Raw genomic sequence first — 17787 nt, forward strand, 5'->3', positions numbered from 1 at the left:
CAAAATTATTCACAACTTTGTCACATCAAAAACAGTGCAACCCTTATCATGTTAAACAACGCGCAAACATATAGCGATATGTGGCAGAACTGCCTTGACCGAATCAAGGCCCAGACCTCCGAAGAGGAGTTCGTGAAATGGTTCCAGCCGATCGTACCGCTCGAATTCGACGGCACGAACCTTCGCCTGCGCGTTCCCAACGAGAGCTACGTCCACCAGATCGAGAAGAACTACATTCCGTTCCTGCGCCCGATCATCTCGCAGCTCTACGGCCAGCAGACCCGGCTGCACTACGCCGTGCCCCGTTCGGCCGCTCAGGCCGTACCCGTCACCGCCGACGCCGACACCACGGCCATCTCGCGTTTCAACACGCAGACCAATACCGCAAATATAAAGAATCCCTTCGTAATTCCGGGACTCAAGAAGATAATTATCGACCCGCAGCTCAATCCGGGTCTGACGTTCGCGACCTTTATCGAAGGCGAATGTAACCGGCTGGCGCGCTCGGCGGGCATGTCCGTGGCCGTGAATCCGGGCAACAACCCCTTCAACCCCTTATATATATACGGGAACTCAGGATTGGGCAAAACCCACATCGTGCAGGCCATCGGCCACGAGGTGCGGCAGCGCCATCCCGAACTGCAGGTGCTGTACGTCTCGATGAACAAGTTTCAGGCGCAGTTCCAGACGGCCTACAAGAACGGCGAAATCCCCGATTTCATCCACTTCTACCAGATGATCGACGTGCTGATCATCGACGACATTCAGGAGCTGACGGGCAAGACGGGTACGCAGAACGCGTTCTTCAACATCTTCAACCATCTCCAGCTGGCGGGCAAGCAGCTGATCCTCACTTCGGACAAGCCGCCCGTGGAGCTGAAGGACATCGAACAGCGGCTGCTGACGCGTTTCAAATGGGGACTCTCGGCCCAGCTCAATACGCCGGACCACGAAACGAAACTCAAAATCATCCGCGTAAAGGCCCAGAAACTCGGCGCCCAGATTTCGGACGACGTGGTGGCCTATCTGGCCGACAACATCTCGGCCAACGTGCGCGAAATCGAAGGCGCGCTCTCGTCGCTGGTCGCCAACGCCTCGTTCCTCGGCCGCAAGATCACCACGTCGCTGGCAAAGGAGATACTGAAGGTATACGTGCAGCTCTACCAGAAGGAGATCACCATCGACCACATCATCAAGGTCGTATGCGAGTACCTGAACCTCGATTTCGAACGCTTCAACTCGACGGAGCGCACGCGTGAGATCGCGCAGGCGCGGCAGATCGCCATGTACCTCTCCAAGCAGCACACCAAAGCACCGCTCACGACCATCGGTTCGGCCATCGGAGGGCGCAACCACGCTACGGTGCTCCACTCGTGCAAAGCCGTGTCGAACCTCATCGAAACCGACAAGGCATTCCGCCGCCAAGTCGAAGAGATCGAAAAGAAAGTACTCGCACAATAGTGCAGCACATACCGTAACACCCAAACAGAGGGCCGTGACAGGATATGTCACGGCTTTTTTATATCTTTGCGGCATGAGAAAAGTCTATCACTTCAAAATGCTCCGGACGGCGGCCCTGATACTTATAGGCGCCCCTGCATTCGGAGCGGCCGGCTTGCTGCTCATCCGCCTGCATCCCGGCAACCTGCCCGTAAGGATCGTAGGCTATGCCGGCATACTCTTTTTCGGAGGTTGTTTCGCTGCCGGACTGCTCGTCCTCCGACGGTTGGCACGCAACAGCGAAGCGCTGACACTCACACCCGAAAAACTCACGGTCCGCCAACCGAACGGCAGAGAGTACGCGCTGAAATGGAACGAAATCCGATCCTTCCGTGAAGCAGACATCAACGGACAACCCTTTATCGCAGTCATCACCTCCGAACCGCAAAAGCCGGCCGTGCAGAGCCACAACAGGCTTCGCCTATGGCTGAGAAGGCTCGACGAACGGCTCACGGGTTCGGCGATCAACATTTCACCCTCCTCCATCCATTGCAGGCGGGACGAATTATACGCAACGCTTTGCGAATACCTCGAAAAATACGGACGATAACTCATCATGGACCAATCCAAACTCGAACGCCTGCTGCGGCTGATGAAACTGCTGACGGCAAACACCACATACAACATCGACCAACTGGCCGAGCGGCTGCAGATGTCGCGCCGGACGGTTTACCGCTACATCGACACCTTCCGCGAAGCGGGATTCGTCATCAAGAAGAGCGGCAACTGCATCCGTCTCGACAAGGAATCGCCCCATTTCCGCGACATCTCTCAGCTCGTCCACTTCACCGAGGAGGAGGCGGTGATACTCAAAAGCGCCATCGAGAACATTGACGACACGAACATGCTCAAACAGAACCTCAAGCGCAAACTCTACTCGGTATACGACAATAAAACGCTGGCGGACACGGTCGTACGGGGCAAGAACTCTCCGAATATCCGCACGCTCATCGAAGCCATCGACGAGCATCGGCAGGTGATCCTGCACGGCTACCAGTCGGCGCACGGCGGCGAAGTCCGCGACCGCAGGGTAGAGCCGTTCGCCTTTACGACCAATTACGTGCAGGTGTGGTGCTACGATCCCGAAGCGCATGCCTGCAAGCTCTTCAAAACCTCGCGCATCGGCTCCGCCGAGCTGACCGAAGCCCCGTGGGAACACGAACCGGAACACTGCGAAGGTTTCATCGACGCCTTCCGCATGCACGGCGGCGCACGCCGCCGCGTACGGCTGGAGCTGGGACTGCTGGCCTACAACCTGCTCTGCGAGGAGTACCCGCTGGCCGAGCGCGACGTCCGGCCGCTGGGCAGGGGACGCTGGCTGCTGGACACCGAAGTGGCGGGATTCGCCGGGGTAGGCCGCTTCGTGGTAGGGCTGCTGGACGACATCCGCATCGTCGATTCGCCCGAACTTACCACATATATACACAATTATATCAGAGCGAATATTTCCTGAGCCGCGTTTTTTCGCTACATTTGCTCTTGCACGAATACTAAAATACCAACACCTATGAAAACAGGCAGTATATTGACGGGAGCATTGTGTATGGCACTTGCCGCAGGCTCCTGCTGCCGGCAGACGCCGGCGGCGGAAACGGCGGGGAAGCAACTGACAACCGCGGAAACGATCGTATTCAAGGACTACGGAGCCGAACCGACCGTGCTCGACATCGAAAGCTACACGCTTGCCAACGAGAATTTCCGCACCGTACTCTGGACGGGCGGCAACCTGCAGGTCACCGTCATGGCGATTCCCGTCGGCGGCGACGTCGGGCTGGAGCTGCACAACGGCATCGACCAGTTCCTGCGCGTGGAAGAGGGTACGGCGCAGGTGATGATGGGCGACAGCGCGGACAAACTCGACTTCGTGAAAGAGGTCAAGGACGACTATGCGATCTTCGTCCCGGCCGGCAAATGGCACAACATCGTCAACAAGGGCGACAAAACGCTGAAGATCTATTCGATCTACGCTCCCGCGGAGCATCCTCACGGCACGATACACAAGACCCAGCAGGAGTCCATGGAAGCCGAGCACGCGCATTGACCGGCGGAAAACAGAACGAAAAACGTGTGTTTTGAATAAAAAACGCACGTTTTTTATTTCGTGTCACAACCTGTCACACAAAGGCCGTTCCTTTGCAACGTGAACCTAAAAGAAAAACGATTATGGGAACAGCTTACAAAATCAGGTGCCGCCACTGCGGAGCGCAGTTCGAGCACTACATGCAGCCGGGTTACGGCGTCCTGCCGATGTGCGTGGGTTGCGGCGAATACGTCGAGACCGAAACGGCCATCCGGTGCCCGGCCTGCCTCAAGAGACTCAACACCACGCAGGAGGAATTCAACGAGCAGATAGAGGTGACTTACATGTGGGATTAGCGCGCAAAAAGTCGGCGCGGAAATATGGAAAATCCGTGAAAAATTTCTATCTTTGAAAAAATAAACCCTTTTTTCGAAAACACATGACACAGCTTCAGGCGGGGGATATGGCCCCCGATTTCAAGTCCACGACCCAAGACGGTGAGACACTGACGCTTGCCGACCTGAAAGGACAGCGCACGATACTTTATTTCTACCCCAAGGACAATACGTCGGGCTGCACGCTCGAAGCGCAGAGCCTGCGCGACGGCAAGGCGGAACTGACGAGGAGGGGATTCCGGATCGTCGGCGTAAGCCCCGACAGCGAGAAGTCGCACCGGAATTTCTGCGCGAAGCACGACCTGAATTTCACGCTGCTGGCCGACACCGACCACAGCGTATGCGAAGCGTACGGCGTGTGGGCCGAAAAATCGATGTACGGCCGCAAGTACATGGGCGTACTGCGCACGACGTTCGTCATCGACGCCGAAGGACGCATCGAACAGGTTTTCACGAAGGTAGACACCAAGAACCACTATCAGCAGATTCTGGACGCATACAAATAGGGCGATGAAGCGGTTGGGGAGCATATTACTCGTCGCAGGCTGTCTTTCCGGCACCTTGCAGCCGTATGCTCAGGAATATCCGGCCGGCCCCCTGTACGACACTCCGGACGAGTTGTCGTTCAAGGCCCGCGCCGCCGCCCGGACACTGTTGTTCAAAGAATTGGAACCGCTCAGTCTCCAATGGCTGCGCGAAGAGGCAAACCCGCTCCTGCGCGCCCGGCGGAAGCTGCGGCAGGCAATTCAGACCCGCGCGGAGAAAGCCGCGACCACCGCCGTGCCGATGGTTCCCAAACGCGACCTGAGCAAGGAAGTCGGCCTGTGGCGGATGAGTGTCGGCAACACCTCGGCCGACAACTGGAGTCCGTATCCCGACCGTGCGCTGGACGCCCGGACCCTGCGGTTCCCGCTGCCGCGCGACTCGCGAGCCGACAAGCGGCCCGACAACCTAAAAGCCCTCGACAGAATGAGGCAGCAGAAAAGATAAAAAAAAGAAAAAATAACAGACAAAGACAATGGCAGAAAAAGTACAGGTAAATGCGGATAAGCTCAAAGTGCTCAACGCAGTGATGGAAAAAATAGAAAAAGACTTCGGCAAAGGGTCGATCATGCGTATGAACTCGCAGGAAGTCAGCGACGTACCGGTGATTCCGACGGGTTCGATCACGCTCGACATAGCCCTCGGAGTGGGCGGATATCCCAAAGGCCGCGTCGTGGAGATCTACGGTCCCGAATCGTCGGGCAAGACGACGCTGGCCATCCACGCCATCGCCGAAGCGCAGAAGGCGGGCGGCATCGCGGCGTTCATCGACGCGGAGCATGCTTTCGACAGTTTCTACGCCCAGAAATTGGGCGTGGACGTGGACAACCTGCTGATCTCGCAGCCCGACAACGGCGAGCAGGCATTGGAGATCGCCGACTCGCTGATCCGTTCGAGCGCCATCGACATCATCGTCATCGACTCGGTGGCGGCGCTGACCCCCAAGGCCGAGATCGAAGGCGAGATGGGCGACTCGAAGATGGGCCTGCAGGCCCGCCTGATGTCGCAGGCGCTGCGCAAGCTGACGTCGAGCATCTCCAAGACCAAGACGGTCTGCATCTTCATCAACCAGCTGCGCGACAAGATCGGCGTGGTCTACGGCAACCCCGAAACCACCACGGGCGGCAACGCCCTGAAGTTCTACGCCAGCGTGCGCATCGACATCCGCCGCATGTCGGTCATCAAGGACGGCGAGGAGCAGCTCGGAACCCGCACGAAGGTCAAAGTCGTGAAAAACAAGGTGGCGCCTCCGTTCAAACGCGCGGAATTCGACATCATGTTCGGCGAGGGCATTTCGAAAATCGGCGAGATCGTCGATCTGGGCGTCGATTACGGCGTTGTCAAGAAGGCCGGATCGTGGTTCTCGTACGGCGACCGCAAGATCGGTCAGGGCCGCGACGCCGTCAAGGAACTGCTCAAAAACGACGAGGAGCTCCGCAACGAGATCGAAGGCAAGGTGCGCGAAGCCATGAAGGCGCCCAAAGAAAAATAGGTATTTATGGATTATACTGCCGAGGATGAAGTAATAATCAAGGAAAAGTGGGACGACCTGCTCCTCTCGTGTACGAAGATCTGCAAGAACGACGAGGACTGGAACTTCATCAAAAGAGCATTTTTCCTTGCCAAGGAGGCACATCAGGGGGTAAGGCGCCGCTCCGGCGAGCCATACCTCCTGCATCCTATTGCAGTAGCCAAGATCGTCATCGAGGAGATCGGGCTGGGCGTGAAATCGGTCGTTGCGGCTCTGCTGCACGACGTGGTGGAGGATACGGAGTACTCCGTGGAGGACATGGAACGCATCTTCGGTCCCAAGATAGCCTCGATGGTGGACGGGCTGACCAAAATGTCGGGAGTCTTCAACGCCGACACCTCGGAGCAGGCCGAATATTTCCGCAAGGTACTGCTGACCCTCTCGGACGACGTGCGGGTCATCCTCATCAAGATCGCCGACCGCCTGCACAACATGCGCACGCTGGGGGCGATGCCGATGAACAAGCAGATCAAGATTACGGGCGAAACCATCTACCTCTTCGCTCCGCTGGCCTACCGGCTGGGACTCTACTCGATCAAAAGCGAGCTGGAGGACCTCTGCATGAAGTACCGCTTCCCGCAGCAATACGCCGAAATCACGCAGAAACTCAACGAAACGGAGGCGTCGCGCCGGGAGTTCATCGACAAATTCAACGCCCCGATCATCGCCGCGCTCAACCGCGACAACATCAATTACGAGATTTCGGGCCGCGTGAAGAGCATCTACTCGATCTGGAGCAAAATGCAGCGCAAGCAGATTCCGTTCGAGGAGATTTACGACCTGTTCGCCATCCGCATCGTCTTCAAACCGCTGCCGTTCCCTTCGGAGAAAACGCAGTGCTGGCAGGTTTACTCGACGATCACCGACATTTACACCCCCAAGCCGGACCGCCTGCGGGACTGGATTTCGATGCCCAAGGCCAACGGTTACGAGGCGCTGCATTCGACCGTGATGGGTCCCGACGGGGTATGGGTCGAAGTGCAGATACGCACCCAGCGGATGGAGGATATCGCCGAAAGGGGATTCGCCGCCCACTGGAAATACAAGCACGCCACGATTTCGCAGGACGAAGACGAGTTCGACAAATGGCTGAAGCAGATCCGCGCGGCGCTGAACAGCCCGACGGAAAACGCAGTTGACTTCTTGGATAACTTCAAGTTATCGCTGTATACCTCGGAAATAGTGGTGTTTACACCAAAAGGCGAGGCCCGAAAAATGCCGTTCGGCGCTACGGCGCTCGACTTCGCATACGACATCCACTCGAAGATCGGCAACAGCGCCATCAGCGCCAAGATCAACCACAAACTCGAACCGATCACCACGCAGATCAACAGCGGCGACCAGATCGAGATCATCACGGCCGACAATGCCCGCCCCAAGCCCGAATGGCTCGAAATAGCGACCACGGCCAAGGCCAAGCAGTCGATCAAAAGCTTCCTGAAGCGCGAACGCCAGAACAACATCGAGCGGGGTATGCAAATGCTCGACGAGAAGATGAAATCGCTGAATATCAAGCTCAGCGGCCGTGTCCTGCGCAAGATCGTCCCGATATACGAAAGCAACAACAAGGAGGAGCTGTACAGCAAGATCGGAGCCGGCATCATCGACCTGAAGGACCTCGACAAAGTCCTGAAAGTAAACTCCAAAAGCAAGATACTCAAGTTCTGGACCCTTTTCATCAACAAAAAGGAGGACGAGGAGGGCGACGACCCGGCGGCTATCAACGACGCGGGCGAAACGGCGCCGAATGCAGCGCACCCGGCCAAAGAACAGCCGGAAACGCCCCAGTTCGAGATAGCGGAATGCTGCAAACCGATTCCGGGAGACAAGGTCGTGGGTTACCGCGATCCGAAAACCGGCAACATCATCGTCCACAAAGCCACGTGCGACGAATTGAACCGTCTTGCGACCCAGTTCGGCCGGAATATCGTCAAGGAGGAGATCAAATGGTCGCAACACAAGGCGATGTCGTATTTGGTCACCATCGAACTGCGCGGCATCGACCGTATGGGAATTCTGCTGGATCTGGCGAAAGTCGTGAGCGCCGATTTCAGCATCAACATCCGCGAAGTCGGCATCCACAGCCACGACGGCATCTTCGAAGGCAGCATCAGTCTCTATGTCAAGGACGCCGAGGGCCTGCAGGACGTGATGACGAAACTGCGTAAGATAAAAGGGATCGAGAGTGTCAAACGAACTTTAAGCTGATATGGAAGACTATTCAACCGTAATATGGGTCGTGGCGATTTTTGCAGCCATGTTGTTCAACGCGACCTCGCAGGCTCGCAAAAAGGCGAAAAAACAGGCTCACGAGACCCAAAAGCACACTCAGCACGAAGCTTGGCCCTCGTGGGACACGCAATCTGCGGATGAAATGCGGCACCCGGACAGTCAGGAGACCGTATCCGGAGCGGAAACCGACCGACTGCGTTCCGCAATGCAGCAGCCCGCACCGACGCCCGGATTCGGTGAAGTCGCCCGCAAAACGGCCGATTTCAAAAGCTCCGGGCGGCACGCCGGACGCAAAAACGCTCCGGACGGACGGCATCCCCACGAAGAAATCCTGCACGAAGAACACGCAGCAGGGGACAAGCATACGACAGCGGAGGCTGTAGCGGAAATTACGGAGGATTTCGACCTGCGCAAGGCAGTTATCTACTCGGAGATACTCAAGCCCAAATTCAACGAAGAATAAGGCTTTGAAGAGCAGCCTGCCGAAAGACGGCGATTTCCGCACAGTGACAGCAGGCAGATAGCGGAGGCTCCGAACAACAACGGGAAGTTCCGGCAGCGCTATTTCGCAGGGACGCCCAAAAAAGCGACAAAAAGCTCTGACAGCACCATTTGCAAGGACATACTGAAAAATAATGGGAAACGCTCTGTCGGCACTTTTTTGCGAAACGTATCGAAAGTCCGACGGCCTATTTTGTGGGGGGGGGCTATAAACAACGAGGAGCGACAAACACGGCGAATTAAGCAGGAGGGTATAGCGCCAATGCTTTTTCGGGGTATATATGAACGCAGGGCCATGTAAACCTTCTGTCGATCGGGTTGGACCACGGTGATCTTGTCGATCCCAAGCGTCACGGCTTACGGCGCATCCTCGTGAAAGATCCTCACGGGACTAAACTAAGAAACTTTAAAAGATAAATATATGGCATCCATTTTTTCACGCATTATCGCAGGCGAAATACCTTCCTATAAGGTCGCCGAAGACGAAAACTATTACGCCTTTCTGGATATCAATCCGCTGACGAAAGGGCACACGCTGGTCGTACCGAAAAAGGAAATAGACTACATTTTCGACCTCGACGATCAGACATTGGCAGGCATGATGCTGTTCGCCAAAAAAGTCGCAGGTAAAATCAAGCAGGAAATAGCGTGTTCCAGAGTCGCAGTGGTGGTTTTAGGGCTTGAAGTGCCGCATGCGCACATCCATCTGATCCCCATTAAGAGCGAAAACGACGTGGATTTTCACCGGGAAAAGCTCAAATTGACTCCGGAAGAGTTCGAAGAAATCGCAACAAAACTTTCGAAATAGGCAGCTGTTTACAATTATATAAACAACTGAAAAATAGGCGGGTATTGGGTTATTAACACTATCCGCCTATTGTTTATTTAACATAATATATCGCCAATCAACGAAAGCTAATAATTCAGGCGATTATCCGTCGGAAATCCGTTAAAAAAATCAAAATTTTCCTAAAATAGGGTGGTGAATTTACACTTGTAAATACACAATGGAGGAAGTATTTCCATTTGTAATTACACTTGTAAATACACAAGCGTCGATACATGTGTTAATATATCCATTTGTAAATAATAGGCAGACTGGCTCTAAATAGCGTTCCACGCATAATCGAGGAGGTGTCAAATGGTTAAACATTGGAGATTAATTCAATTATAACCAATGAATTACAATAATTATATACAACTCTAATTGATATATGCAAATATAGCCTGTCGGGAATAGGGGAGTATTGCATACACATGGACATCATACAGCATAGACTTACTAATATCCAGCTATTTAAAGTAAAATATATCAACTAATACATGATATCAACCACCGGAGGTAGATTTAACAATATTCCCTTCGTTACACTTGTAAACTTTTTCAACACTTATTAACATTTTACAAATGCAAAAATTACTTGTTTTACAAAAAACAAATATTTATATTTGTAAAAAATTCTGTTGATGAGGGAAAAATTGCTCGATTTGATGAAAAATGAAGGATTGAAGCCAAGCCAGCTCGCCGAGCTGCTGGGAATCAATCCCGCCGGAATCTCCCATATTCTCGCCGGACGCAACAAACCGGGCTTCGATCTGCTGCAAAAGATTCTCCGGAGGTTTCCCCGGATCAACCCGGATTGGCTGCTGCTCGACTCGGATAAGATGTACCGCGACGAGCCGCCGGCCCAATCGTCAGCTCCGCAGCCGATGAGCCAGCCCGCGTCGCCCGGCGGCGACCTTTTCGGCCTTGTCTCCTCCGGTCGGCATCCGCTTGAAGAAAAACGGCAGCCGGAAACGGCGGAAAACGAAACCGACGATCCGGCACCGCAACGACAGCTCCCGGCAGCATTGTTTACCGCTAACGTCAAACGGATCGTCGTGCTATATGACGATCAGACCTTCGAAAGTTTTACGCCGACGACAAAGCGTTAAAAAAATTCATACGGGCTGCGGGACGGAATACTCGATTCTCAGAGCGTAAAAAAACCGGCTTCCGGTATATTCCAAGGTAACGGAACCGGACAAGAAATTGCGGCGAAATCGCAGACAATCCAATCCCGACCACCCACCGACAACAAATTAACAAGGCAGGTTTAAAAACCTGCCTTACTTGCACATGGCGCAAATTTGGCCGCCTTAACTTGCAACCGGCGCAAACATCAACTTGCCGCCTTATTTATTCAACGGATTTTCTTCGGCCGCTTCGACGCCGCAATCGCAAAAATGGAATTCCGAACGCGCCTTGTCCGGGGGAAACAGGAAATAAACGCATACGGCCTCCGTGCACAACACTTCGTGCCGGTCATAGATGCGGACTTCGATCTCAACGATGTTGCGACGCTGCCGACGCACGGAAGCCCGCAAAACGATATGGTCATCAGTCGTGTGAATCGGCTTGTGATAGCGGACCTCCATCTTCGAAGTAACGCCGCTCGTCTGAAACTTCCGGAATACGACCCAGCTGCTGATCTCGTCGGCCAGCGTTGCCTGAATGCCTCCGTGCAGCGTATTCACCCAACCTTGGTATTCGGGACGAGGATGCCAGACGCTCACGATTTCATCGCCGTTTTCGTAAAATTCCATCCGCAGTCCCTGCGGACTGTTCGGATCGCAGCCGTAGCAATGGTAACCGTCCATGCCGCGCCAAGGATTCGTTATCTTCTTCATAATATGCTATTCGATCGTTGCGGTGCGGACCGAATCTGTTCCGTGATCTGAGAATCGGTTCCGAAATCGGCCCGGTATAACAAAGATAGCCATTTTCCCGCGAATCTCACCGTCTTCGGCAATGCAAATCCGGTTCATTTCATCCGGAATATTATTCAATCCCGACAACAAAGTCACAGGGAGGAATCAACCTCCTTGGCGCAATGTTTGGTGTAATATTCACATTATGTTAAATTATTGCAAATAGAAGGTCTATTTTATTCATAATCGAATCTTTATACACTATTACATCCCGATTATTCGGCAAATTGAGCATATAAGCGCTATCCCGCAATCGGACGATATATAACTTCACCGAATTTTTGCTACTTTTGCAATATCAAATCCGGAACAAATGGCTGAAAATGACAGCTGTATAAAACGCTCGGCAATTATCCTGACGGCTTTCGGGCTGTTCTTCGTGACGTGGTATTTCAACCTCGGCGTTCGGCCATTTGCAAATTTCATATCTACTTGCAAATCAATTCACTACATATTGCATTACCTGATTGCGAGTATAATTCCGGCAGCGGCGCTTCTGTTGCTGCACCGACCCGATACCATATTATATAGGCTCGGACTGACGCACGGATTCGGCCGGGGATTGCTCTTCGGAGTGCTGAGTACGGTCCCCATGTTTGCCGGCTATGCGGTCATCGGCAGTTTCAACCGGGAAACGCCGCCGGATCACATGTTTACGTTCATAGTCGTCGCGGGATTCTTCGAGGAGCTGATTTTCAGAGGTTTCGTATTCGGAGAGCTGTTCCGGACAGCCCGTTGGGGATTTCTGCCGGCAGCGACGCTGACGGCTTTGGCATTCGGATCGCTGCATCTGTATCAGGGTGACGACCTGATTTCCGCATCGGCAGCTTTCGGCGTCACGACTGCCGGAAGCATCTTTTTCAGTTGGATCTATGTGGAATCGGAGAACAATCTGTGGAGCGTAATCTGGCCGCATACGCTGATGAACGCGCCGTGGATGCTGTTCAGCGGGAGCGGGAGCGGCGCAGTCGGCGGATTGTGGGCGAACAGCCTCCGCCTGTGCACGCTGCTGATCGCAATCGCATTAGTCGTCATATACAAGAAACGGAAGGGACTACCCTACCATATTTCAGGAAAAACACTGATAATCAACAGACAATATGTATAAAAAACTCGTTTTCATATTTATTGCAGCGCTGATGGGCGCTTGCACGCCCCGCCAGCAGGCGGACGAAAAGACATTGTATGTCTCGATCCTCCCGCTCCGCAGTCTCGTGGAGGAAATCGTGGGCGACGACTTCAAGATCGAAGTGCTGGTACCTCTCGGCGCAAGTCCCGAAACGTTCGAACCGACGCCCCGGCAGTTCATCGGGCTGAACCGGGCGGAGATGATCTTCAACGTTGGACTCATCGACTTCGAAACCACGCTGTTATCCAAGATCGAGGAGCGCGGCAAGGTCGTGAATCTCAGTCAGGGCATAGAACTGATCGCCGGCAGTTGTTCGCACGCTTGCACGCATGCGGAGCAGGAGACATCCGGCGGACACGGCACCTCCCACGCCGAAACCCACAACCATAGCCACGCTCACGGCGTCGATCCCCACGTATGGACATCGCCCCGCGCATTGCAGAAAATGGCGCAGAACGCTTATGCGGCCATTCGCCGGGCATATCCCGACTCGGTGAAGTACGAAACGAATTACAAACGACTGCAGGCCGATTTACGGGCGCTGGACGCCCGCACCGGCGAGAAGATCGCGCAGAGCGGCATCGAATACTTCATCATCTACCACCCCGCCCTCACCTATTACGCAAGGGATTACGGCATCCGGCAGGTGGCGATCGAAGCAGACGGCAAGGAACCTTCGGCCAAGCAGCTGACGCAGGTCATCCGTCAGGCCCGTGAGGACGGCGTACGGCGCATCCTCTATCAAAGTCAGTTTCCGGCATCCGCCGTGGAGATCATCGCACGCGACATCGACGCTGAATATGTCGAAGTGGACCCGCTGCGCGAAGATGCGATCGCCAATATCGACGCGATAACCGACATAATCACGCGGCGATGAATCTGGTAACGCTACGCGACGTCGGCGTCGCATACGACGGCTACGAAGCCCTGCAGCACGTCGATCTGGAGATTGCGAAAAACGACTTTCTGGGTGTCATCGGCCCGAACGGCGGCGGCAAGACGACCCTTGTGAAGGCGATTCTGGGCACGGTGCCCCATACCGGAGAGGTGCGGCTCGCACCCGAACTGTTCCGGGACAAGGAGCGGCTGATCGGCTACATGCCCCAGCTATCGGATTTCGACCGCACGTTCCCCATCTCGGTGCTCGAAGTGGTATTGTCGGGTTTGCAGGGGCACAAGGGAATTTTCAGCCGCTATACGAAAGCCGACCGCGCAAAAGCACTCGGCCTGCTGGAAACGGCGGGCGTGGCCGATACGGCCCGCAACCCTATCGGCGAAGTTTCGGGCGGCCAGATGCAGCGGGCGCTGCTGTGCAGAGCCGTCATTTCCGATCCCAAACTGCTGATTCTGGACGAGCCGGCCAACTTCGTGGACAACAAATTCGAAAACGAACTCTACCGCACGCTGCACGAACTGAACCGCCGCATGGCAATCGTCATGGTGTCGCACGACATCGGCACCATCTCAAGCGTCGTGAAGGAGATCGTCTGCGTGAACCGCCGTGTACACCGCCACCGCTCGAACATCATCACCGAAGAGCAGCTGCGCAACTACGACTGCCCCATCCAGCTCGTGTCGCACGGGCACATTCCCCACACGGTGCTGGAGCATCATCCGGGCGACTGCTGTTGCGACCACGAATAAAAAGCGCGTTCCCCGGCGGGGAACGCGCTTAATTTATAGACCGGCCTCCATCCGCGAGCGTTTATGCGCTCTCGGCCCGATACCGGAAATCGGACAACGGCTTATTTCTTCGCCTCGTTGATCTTGCTCAGCTTCTCGAAAAGCTTGTCATAAGCCTCCACCATCTCGACGCGCAGAGCGGCGAAATGCTTGCGGACGAGCGAACGGTTGTGCGGCTCGGCGGGATTGTTGGCCTTCGTGAAGAGATCGTTGCGGACGGCAACGGCCTCCTGCATCACTTCGAAAACCTCCTTTTCCTTCGAAGGCTGGAAGCAGATCGCCATATCGCAGTCGAAAACCACCTCTTCCAGACGGTAGTCGATCTCCTTTTTCAGGTTCCTTAAATTTGCCATATCATTGTGCGTTTTAAAAATTTGCTCCGACAAAGGTACGAAAAGCTTTCGGATTATCAAACGTTTTATGCCCTACGCCGCTGAAATAATCCCCGCCGGCCCATGCAAAAAAAAAGGATTCCGCATGCGGAATCCTTTTTACCGTATTATTCGGCCTTACATCTTTTCCAACTCCCTGTAACTCTTTTTGGCGGCTTTAGCCTCCTGCCGGGCCGCCTTGCGGGCTGCTCGCTCCTGCTCCCGGACGATTTTCTTCGCTTCGCGGAGCTCCTTTTTATAATCGACATCCGATCCGGGCATTTCGACGATGATGCCCGTTATCGACTCGTCGATCACCTCGCATCCGCAGGGTTCGCAGACGGGCTGCGGCGCGGGTTTGGGCCGGGGAATCATCGTGCGCTGCTCGACGACGCTGCCTTCGCCGTAATTGATCGTCAGTTCGACCCGGCGGAGCGGCGGAAGGATATTCTTTTTCATATAGTTCCATGCCGAAGGCATCTTTTTGAGCGCCAGCTCCTTGGCATCAGGCGACCGGCTGCCGTCGAGGATATCCAGCACGGACTGTTTGTCGGGCACCTCCGACTTGGCGACCAATGAGCGGCACATCTCCCAATCTTCGGCGACGGCATTGACCGTCACGTCGTACTTATTTGAAAAACCATACTTTCGATCGACGTAATTCTTGAAATCCTGCGCTCGGTTCCGGGCCAGCGTCTCGTTGAATTTCAGCGGACCGTCGGGCGACGAATATCCCGTGATCTCGACCGATTTGACCCTCATCAGCGTGTCTTTCATCAGGTTGCCGACGAAGTCGTCCAGATCGCCGAGCTCCCGCGAATTGCCGTCGAGCGTCGAGGAGAGTTTCGCCAGATTGATCTGGTAGCGGACCGAGTAGTCGGTGTCGCCGGGACGTTTGACGATGAACCTGCGGACGAGATAATCGCCGTCGGTGGTCTCCGACAGCATCACGGTATCGGCCGCAGGCACCGGCGCCGCGCTCCTGACTTGGGCCGTCGCTCCGGCAGCGGCACACAACGCAAGAGATAGAGCGAATGTTGTAAAGATTGTTTTCACGCAAATAATAGTGTTGGTTAATTCCTGCCGCACAACTCGCAAGATTCATACCACGGTTGAGCACTAAATATTTATGGCCGCAGCGGCAAGCGGAAGGGATAATAAAAAAGAGGAAGATCGTTGTACTGCACCCCAAAAGTTGGACACTTTTGGGGTGTTTTTTATGAAATATAATTATGAGATTCGTTTAAAGGCCGTAAAACTGGTACTCGAAGGCGGACTTTCGGTTAGGGAAGCCGGATGTCACTTGGGCTGTGGCCGCTCGCAAGTTCACTTGTGGGTAACATTATTCGAGCGCCATGGCCTTGCCGGCCTTAAGCTGCGCCACGGTAGCTACAGTGCAGAATTTAAGTTGTCAGTTTTGAAGCATATGCACCAAAATCATCTATCTTTGCTGGAGACAGCAGTGCATTTCGGCATTCCGGGCCCTTTTGTTATTCGTCAATGGGAGCGGCTCTATCAAAACCAAGGTGCTGAAGGCCTGCGGCGTAAACCGCAAAGAAGGAGGCCGGCCATGAGTAAATCGAAGACTAAAAAAGTCAAACTCAAAACGACTCCGCACGAAGAGTTGCTTAAGGAACTGGAGTATCTTCGTGCCGAGAATGCTTACTTAAAAAAATTGCAGGCCTTAGTCGAGGAGCGCATTGTCCGCGAGAGCGGGAAAGAGCCCAAGCCATCGAAGGACTAAGGCCGCAGTGCCGGCTTTCAGTATTGCTCAAAGCCGCAGGGATGGCGCGAAGCACATTTTATTATCACTTCAGAAAATCAAAACAACCCGATAAATATGCTCGCGAAAAAGAGAGTATTATAAGGTTATATCACGAACATAAGGGGCGTTATGGTTATCGGCGCATTACCGTTGAAATGAATAAGATCGGATATGCGATAAATCACAAAACCGTACTTAAGCTGATGAATATTTGCGGGATAAAAAGTCAGGTCAGGCTCCGTAAATACTGTTCATACAAAGGACAGATCGGACGGATAGCGCCCAATCTTCTGCAACGCGACTTTGCAGCCGAAAAACCGAATCAGAAGTGGGTTACTGACCTTACGGAATTTTCGGTTTGCGGCGTAAAGTTATATCTATCGCCGATTATGGACTTATATAACCGGGAGATTATTAGCTATAAAATAGCTGAACGCCCTAACTTTATGCAGATCATGAAGATGCTGGACGATGCGTTTGCCAGAATACCGGATTCTCCGGGTATTGTCTTGCATTCCGACCAGGGCTGGCAGTATCAGATGAAGCAGTATCAGCTCCGTTTAAGACAGAAAGGTATTACACAGAGCATGTCGCGCAAGGGTAACTGTCTGGATAACGCTGCTATGGAAAGTTTCTTTGGATTATTGAAGTCCGAATTATTATATTTGCAAAAATTCTCATCCATAGACCATTTCCGAAAAGAATTGGAAGAATATATCGACTACTACAATAACAAGCGGATAAAGAAATACTTAAACAACATGAGCCCGGTACAATACCGAACTCATGCCATCTAAACAAATACTAATCCGTCCAATATTTGGGGTGCACTTCATCGTCAGCCGAGAAGAAACGAGGAACCGTCAGCCGGAGAAAGCGGACAAATCGTCAGCAGGGAAAAGCGGGCGGAACGTCGGCAGGAGAAAAGCGGGCGGAGCATCAGCCGGAGAAAAGGCGGAGCATAAAACCAAACACCCCTCGGCGGGAACAGGCGGCGAAAGCGAAAAAAGCCGCAGGAAAAATCCTGCGGCTTTTCTGCATTTCCGGACAGCGGGCGGAACGCCCGGCGATCAGTAGGTCTGCTCGATATTCCAGACGAAGGCCCGCGAGCCCTGCAGTTTGGTGGCGGCGTCCATTTCACGGAAGGCCGCCATCAGCGGCGCGACCTTTTCGTCGTCGACGATCGCCATGATCGAAGCATTCATCGACGGCCACGCATGCGTGCCGTAATGCGGTTCGCCGTCGACGGAGCCGCGGCCCTCGGTCAGCGCCCAGCGGGTGAAGCCGCGGATGCCCTGCTCGTCGAGGATGGCGTTCACACGGTCGGTAAGCGCCTGATTATAGGATAAGAATACTGCTTTCATAA

Annotated in this window: 21 protein-coding genes; 17 read left to right on the forward strand and 4 right to left on the reverse strand. The window is 54.0% G+C overall.

Annotated elements, in window-relative coordinates:
• Window positions 1–48: 48 nt before the first annotated feature.
• The 12 genes from dnaA to ALFI_RS00105 all read left to right on the forward strand — a co-directional run bounded on the left by dnaA (window position 49) and on the right by ALFI_RS00105 (window position 10657).
• Window positions 49–1461 carry a chromosomal replication initiator protein DnaA gene (gene dnaA / locus ALFI_RS00050; RefSeq protein ID WP_014774285.1) on the forward strand — a complete coding sequence of 471 codons (1413 nt, stop codon included), beginning with the start codon at window positions 49–51 and terminating at the stop codon, window positions 1459–1461.
• A gap of 73 nt (window positions 1462–1534) precedes the next feature.
• Window positions 1535–2050 (forward strand): STM3941 family protein, encoded by a 516-nt coding sequence (locus tag ALFI_RS00055; protein ID WP_130062616.1) that lies wholly within the window; start codon window positions 1535–1537, stop codon window positions 2048–2050.
• A gap of 6 nt (window positions 2051–2056) precedes the next feature.
• Window positions 2057–2953, forward strand: coding sequence for a helix-turn-helix transcriptional regulator (locus ALFI_RS00060; protein ID WP_014774287.1), 897 nt, complete (start codon window positions 2057–2059; stop codon window positions 2951–2953).
• A gap of 54 nt (window positions 2954–3007) precedes the next feature.
• Window positions 3008–3541, forward strand: coding sequence for a cupin domain-containing protein (locus tag ALFI_RS00065; RefSeq protein WP_014774288.1), 534 nt, complete (start codon window positions 3008–3010; stop codon window positions 3539–3541).
• Between the two features lie 122 nt (window positions 3542–3663).
• Entirely contained in the window at window positions 3664–3876 is a 213-nt protein-coding gene (locus ALFI_RS00070; RefSeq protein ID WP_014774289.1) for a hypothetical protein, read from the forward strand.
• Window positions 3877–3959: 83 nt separating this feature from the next.
• Complete coding sequence (bcp, locus tag ALFI_RS00075; RefSeq protein WP_009598309.1) at window positions 3960–4421, forward strand: thioredoxin-dependent thiol peroxidase; 462 nt, start codon at window positions 3960–3962, stop codon at window positions 4419–4421.
• A 4-nt stretch (window positions 4422–4425) separates the two neighbouring features.
• On the forward strand, window positions 4426–4905 hold the full coding sequence (locus ALFI_RS00080; protein ID WP_014774290.1) for a hypothetical protein: 480 nt from the start codon (window positions 4426–4428) through the stop codon (window positions 4903–4905).
• A gap of 28 nt (window positions 4906–4933) precedes the next feature.
• Window positions 4934–5950, forward strand: a complete 1017-nt coding sequence (gene recA / locus ALFI_RS00085; protein WP_009598282.1) for a recombinase RecA — start codon at window positions 4934–4936, stop codon at window positions 5948–5950.
• A gap of 6 nt (window positions 5951–5956) precedes the next feature.
• On the forward strand, window positions 5957–8197 hold the full coding sequence (locus tag ALFI_RS00090; protein WP_014774291.1) for a RelA/SpoT family protein: 2241 nt from the start codon (window positions 5957–5959) through the stop codon (window positions 8195–8197).
• A 1-nt stretch (window position 8198) separates the two neighbouring features.
• Entirely contained in the window at window positions 8199–8684 is a 486-nt protein-coding gene (locus tag ALFI_RS00095; protein WP_014774292.1) for a hypothetical protein, read from the forward strand.
• Window positions 8685–9143: 459 nt separating this feature from the next.
• Window positions 9144–9530 carry an HIT family protein gene (locus ALFI_RS00100; protein ID WP_009598313.1) on the forward strand — a complete coding sequence of 129 codons (387 nt, stop codon included), beginning with the start codon at window positions 9144–9146 and terminating at the stop codon, window positions 9528–9530.
• Between the two features lie 659 nt (window positions 9531–10189).
• Window positions 10190–10657: a helix-turn-helix domain-containing protein gene (locus tag ALFI_RS00105; RefSeq protein ID WP_014774293.1), complete on the forward strand. Its 468-nt coding sequence runs from the start codon at window positions 10190–10192 to the stop codon at window positions 10655–10657.
• Between the two features lie 240 nt (window positions 10658–10897).
• On the opposite strand, the gene ALFI_RS00110 is transcribed toward ALFI_RS00105, so the two are convergent.
• On the reverse strand, window positions 10898–11392 hold the full coding sequence (locus tag ALFI_RS00110) for a PaaI family thioesterase (RefSeq protein WP_014774294.1): 495 nt from the start codon (window positions 11390–11392) through the stop codon (window positions 10898–10900).
• A 394-nt stretch (window positions 11393–11786) separates the two neighbouring features.
• On the opposite strand from ALFI_RS00110, the gene ALFI_RS00115 reads away from it, so the two are divergent.
• From ALFI_RS00115 to ALFI_RS00125, 3 genes are read left to right on the forward strand one after another with little or no spacing between them, the layout of a single operon-like run.
• Window positions 11787–12581 carry a CPBP family intramembrane glutamic endopeptidase gene (locus ALFI_RS00115; protein WP_014774295.1) on the forward strand — a complete coding sequence of 265 codons (795 nt, stop codon included), beginning with the start codon at window positions 11787–11789 and terminating at the stop codon, window positions 12579–12581.
• Entirely contained in the window at window positions 12574–13479 is a 906-nt protein-coding gene (locus ALFI_RS00120; RefSeq protein ID WP_009598305.1) for a metal ABC transporter solute-binding protein, Zn/Mn family, read from the forward strand. The genes ALFI_RS00115 and ALFI_RS00120 overlap by 8 nt, the downstream gene beginning before the upstream one ends.
• Complete coding sequence (locus ALFI_RS00125; RefSeq protein WP_009598188.1) at window positions 13476–14246, forward strand: metal ABC transporter ATP-binding protein; 771 nt, start codon at window positions 13476–13478, stop codon at window positions 14244–14246. Before ALFI_RS00120 ends, ALFI_RS00125 begins: the two co-directional genes overlap by 4 nt.
• A 101-nt stretch (window positions 14247–14347) precedes the next feature.
• On the opposite strand, the gene ALFI_RS00130 is transcribed toward ALFI_RS00125, so the two are convergent.
• Complete coding sequence (locus ALFI_RS00130) at window positions 14348–14638, reverse strand: hypothetical protein (protein WP_009598294.1); 291 nt, start codon at window positions 14636–14638, stop codon at window positions 14348–14350.
• A 156-nt stretch (window positions 14639–14794) separates the two neighbouring features.
• On the reverse strand, window positions 14795–15712 hold the full coding sequence (locus tag ALFI_RS00135; protein ID WP_244264986.1) for a hypothetical protein: 918 nt from the start codon (window positions 15710–15712) through the stop codon (window positions 14795–14797).
• A gap of 73 nt (window positions 15713–15785) precedes the next feature.
• Here ALFI_RS00135 and ALFI_RS00140 point away from each other — a divergent pair, with 73 nt between their 5' ends.
• Window positions 15786–16400 (forward strand): helix-turn-helix domain-containing protein, encoded by a 615-nt coding sequence (locus ALFI_RS00140; protein ID WP_052312767.1) that lies wholly within the window; start codon window positions 15786–15788, stop codon window positions 16398–16400.
• The gene (locus ALFI_RS00145; RefSeq protein ID WP_117615371.1) at window positions 16331–17218 is read left to right on the forward strand and encodes an IS3 family transposase; all 888 of its coding nucleotides are present in this window, start codon (window positions 16331–16333) and stop codon (window positions 17216–17218) included. The genes ALFI_RS00140 and ALFI_RS00145 overlap by 70 nt, the downstream gene beginning before the upstream one ends.
• A 273-nt stretch (window positions 17219–17491) precedes the next feature.
• Here ALFI_RS00145 and ALFI_RS00150 read toward each other — a convergent pair whose 3' ends face one another.
• Entirely contained in the window at window positions 17492–17785 is a 294-nt protein-coding gene (locus ALFI_RS00150; RefSeq protein WP_009596264.1) for a PG0541 family transporter-associated protein, read from the reverse strand.
• Window positions 17786–17787 lie beyond the last annotated feature (2 nt).

Origin of the sequence: Alistipes finegoldii DSM 17242 (assembly GCF_000265365.1) — a bacterium.
In the GTDB taxonomy this organism is placed as follows: Bacteria; Bacteroidota; Bacteroidia; order Bacteroidales; family Rikenellaceae; genus Alistipes; species Alistipes finegoldii.

Excerpts from the sequence above, each read along its gene's own strand:
- dnaA (WP_014774285.1), top strand. The coding sequence starts at position 49 with ATGTTAAACAACGCGCAAACATATAGCGATATGTGGCAGAACTGCCTT.
- ALFI_RS00055 (WP_130062616.1), top strand. The coding sequence starts at position 1,535 with ATGAGAAAAGTCTATCACTTCAAAATGCTCCGGACGGCGGCCCTGATA.
- ALFI_RS00060 (WP_014774287.1), top strand. The coding sequence starts at position 2,057 with ATGGACCAATCCAAACTCGAACGCCTGCTGCGGCTGATGAAACTGCTG.
- ALFI_RS00065 (WP_014774288.1), top strand. The coding sequence starts at position 3,008 with ATGAAAACAGGCAGTATATTGACGGGAGCATTGTGTATGGCACTTGCC.
- ALFI_RS00070 (WP_014774289.1), top strand. The coding sequence starts at position 3,664 with ATGGGAACAGCTTACAAAATCAGGTGCCGCCACTGCGGAGCGCAGTTC.
- bcp (WP_009598309.1), top strand. The coding sequence starts at position 3,960 with ATGACACAGCTTCAGGCGGGGGATATGGCCCCCGATTTCAAGTCCACG.
- ALFI_RS00080 (WP_014774290.1), top strand. The coding sequence starts at position 4,426 with ATGAAGCGGTTGGGGAGCATATTACTCGTCGCAGGCTGTCTTTCCGGC.
- recA (WP_009598282.1), top strand. The coding sequence starts at position 4,934 with ATGGCAGAAAAAGTACAGGTAAATGCGGATAAGCTCAAAGTGCTCAAC.
- ALFI_RS00090 (WP_014774291.1), top strand. The coding sequence starts at position 5,957 with ATGGATTATACTGCCGAGGATGAAGTAATAATCAAGGAAAAGTGGGAC.
- ALFI_RS00095 (WP_014774292.1), top strand. The coding sequence starts at position 8,199 with ATGGAAGACTATTCAACCGTAATATGGGTCGTGGCGATTTTTGCAGCC.
- ALFI_RS00100 (WP_009598313.1), top strand. The coding sequence starts at position 9,144 with ATGGCATCCATTTTTTCACGCATTATCGCAGGCGAAATACCTTCCTAT.
- ALFI_RS00105 (WP_014774293.1), top strand. The coding sequence starts at position 10,190 with ATGAGGGAAAAATTGCTCGATTTGATGAAAAATGAAGGATTGAAGCCA.
- ALFI_RS00110 (WP_014774294.1), bottom strand. The coding sequence starts at position 11,392 with ATGAAGAAGATAACGAATCCTTGGCGCGGCATGGACGGTTACCATTGC.
- ALFI_RS00115 (WP_014774295.1), top strand. The coding sequence starts at position 11,787 with ATGGCTGAAAATGACAGCTGTATAAAACGCTCGGCAATTATCCTGACG.
- ALFI_RS00120 (WP_009598305.1), top strand. The coding sequence starts at position 12,574 with ATGTATAAAAAACTCGTTTTCATATTTATTGCAGCGCTGATGGGCGCT.
- ALFI_RS00125 (WP_009598188.1), top strand. The coding sequence starts at position 13,476 with ATGAATCTGGTAACGCTACGCGACGTCGGCGTCGCATACGACGGCTAC.
- ALFI_RS00130 (WP_009598294.1), bottom strand. The coding sequence starts at position 14,638 with ATGGCAAATTTAAGGAACCTGAAAAAGGAGATCGACTACCGTCTGGAA.
- ALFI_RS00140 (WP_052312767.1), top strand. The coding sequence starts at position 15,786 with ATGGCCGCAGCGGCAAGCGGAAGGGATAATAAAAAAGAGGAAGATCGT.
- ALFI_RS00150 (WP_009596264.1), bottom strand. The coding sequence starts at position 17,785 with ATGAAAGCAGTATTCTTATCCTATAATCAGGCGCTTACCGACCGTGTG.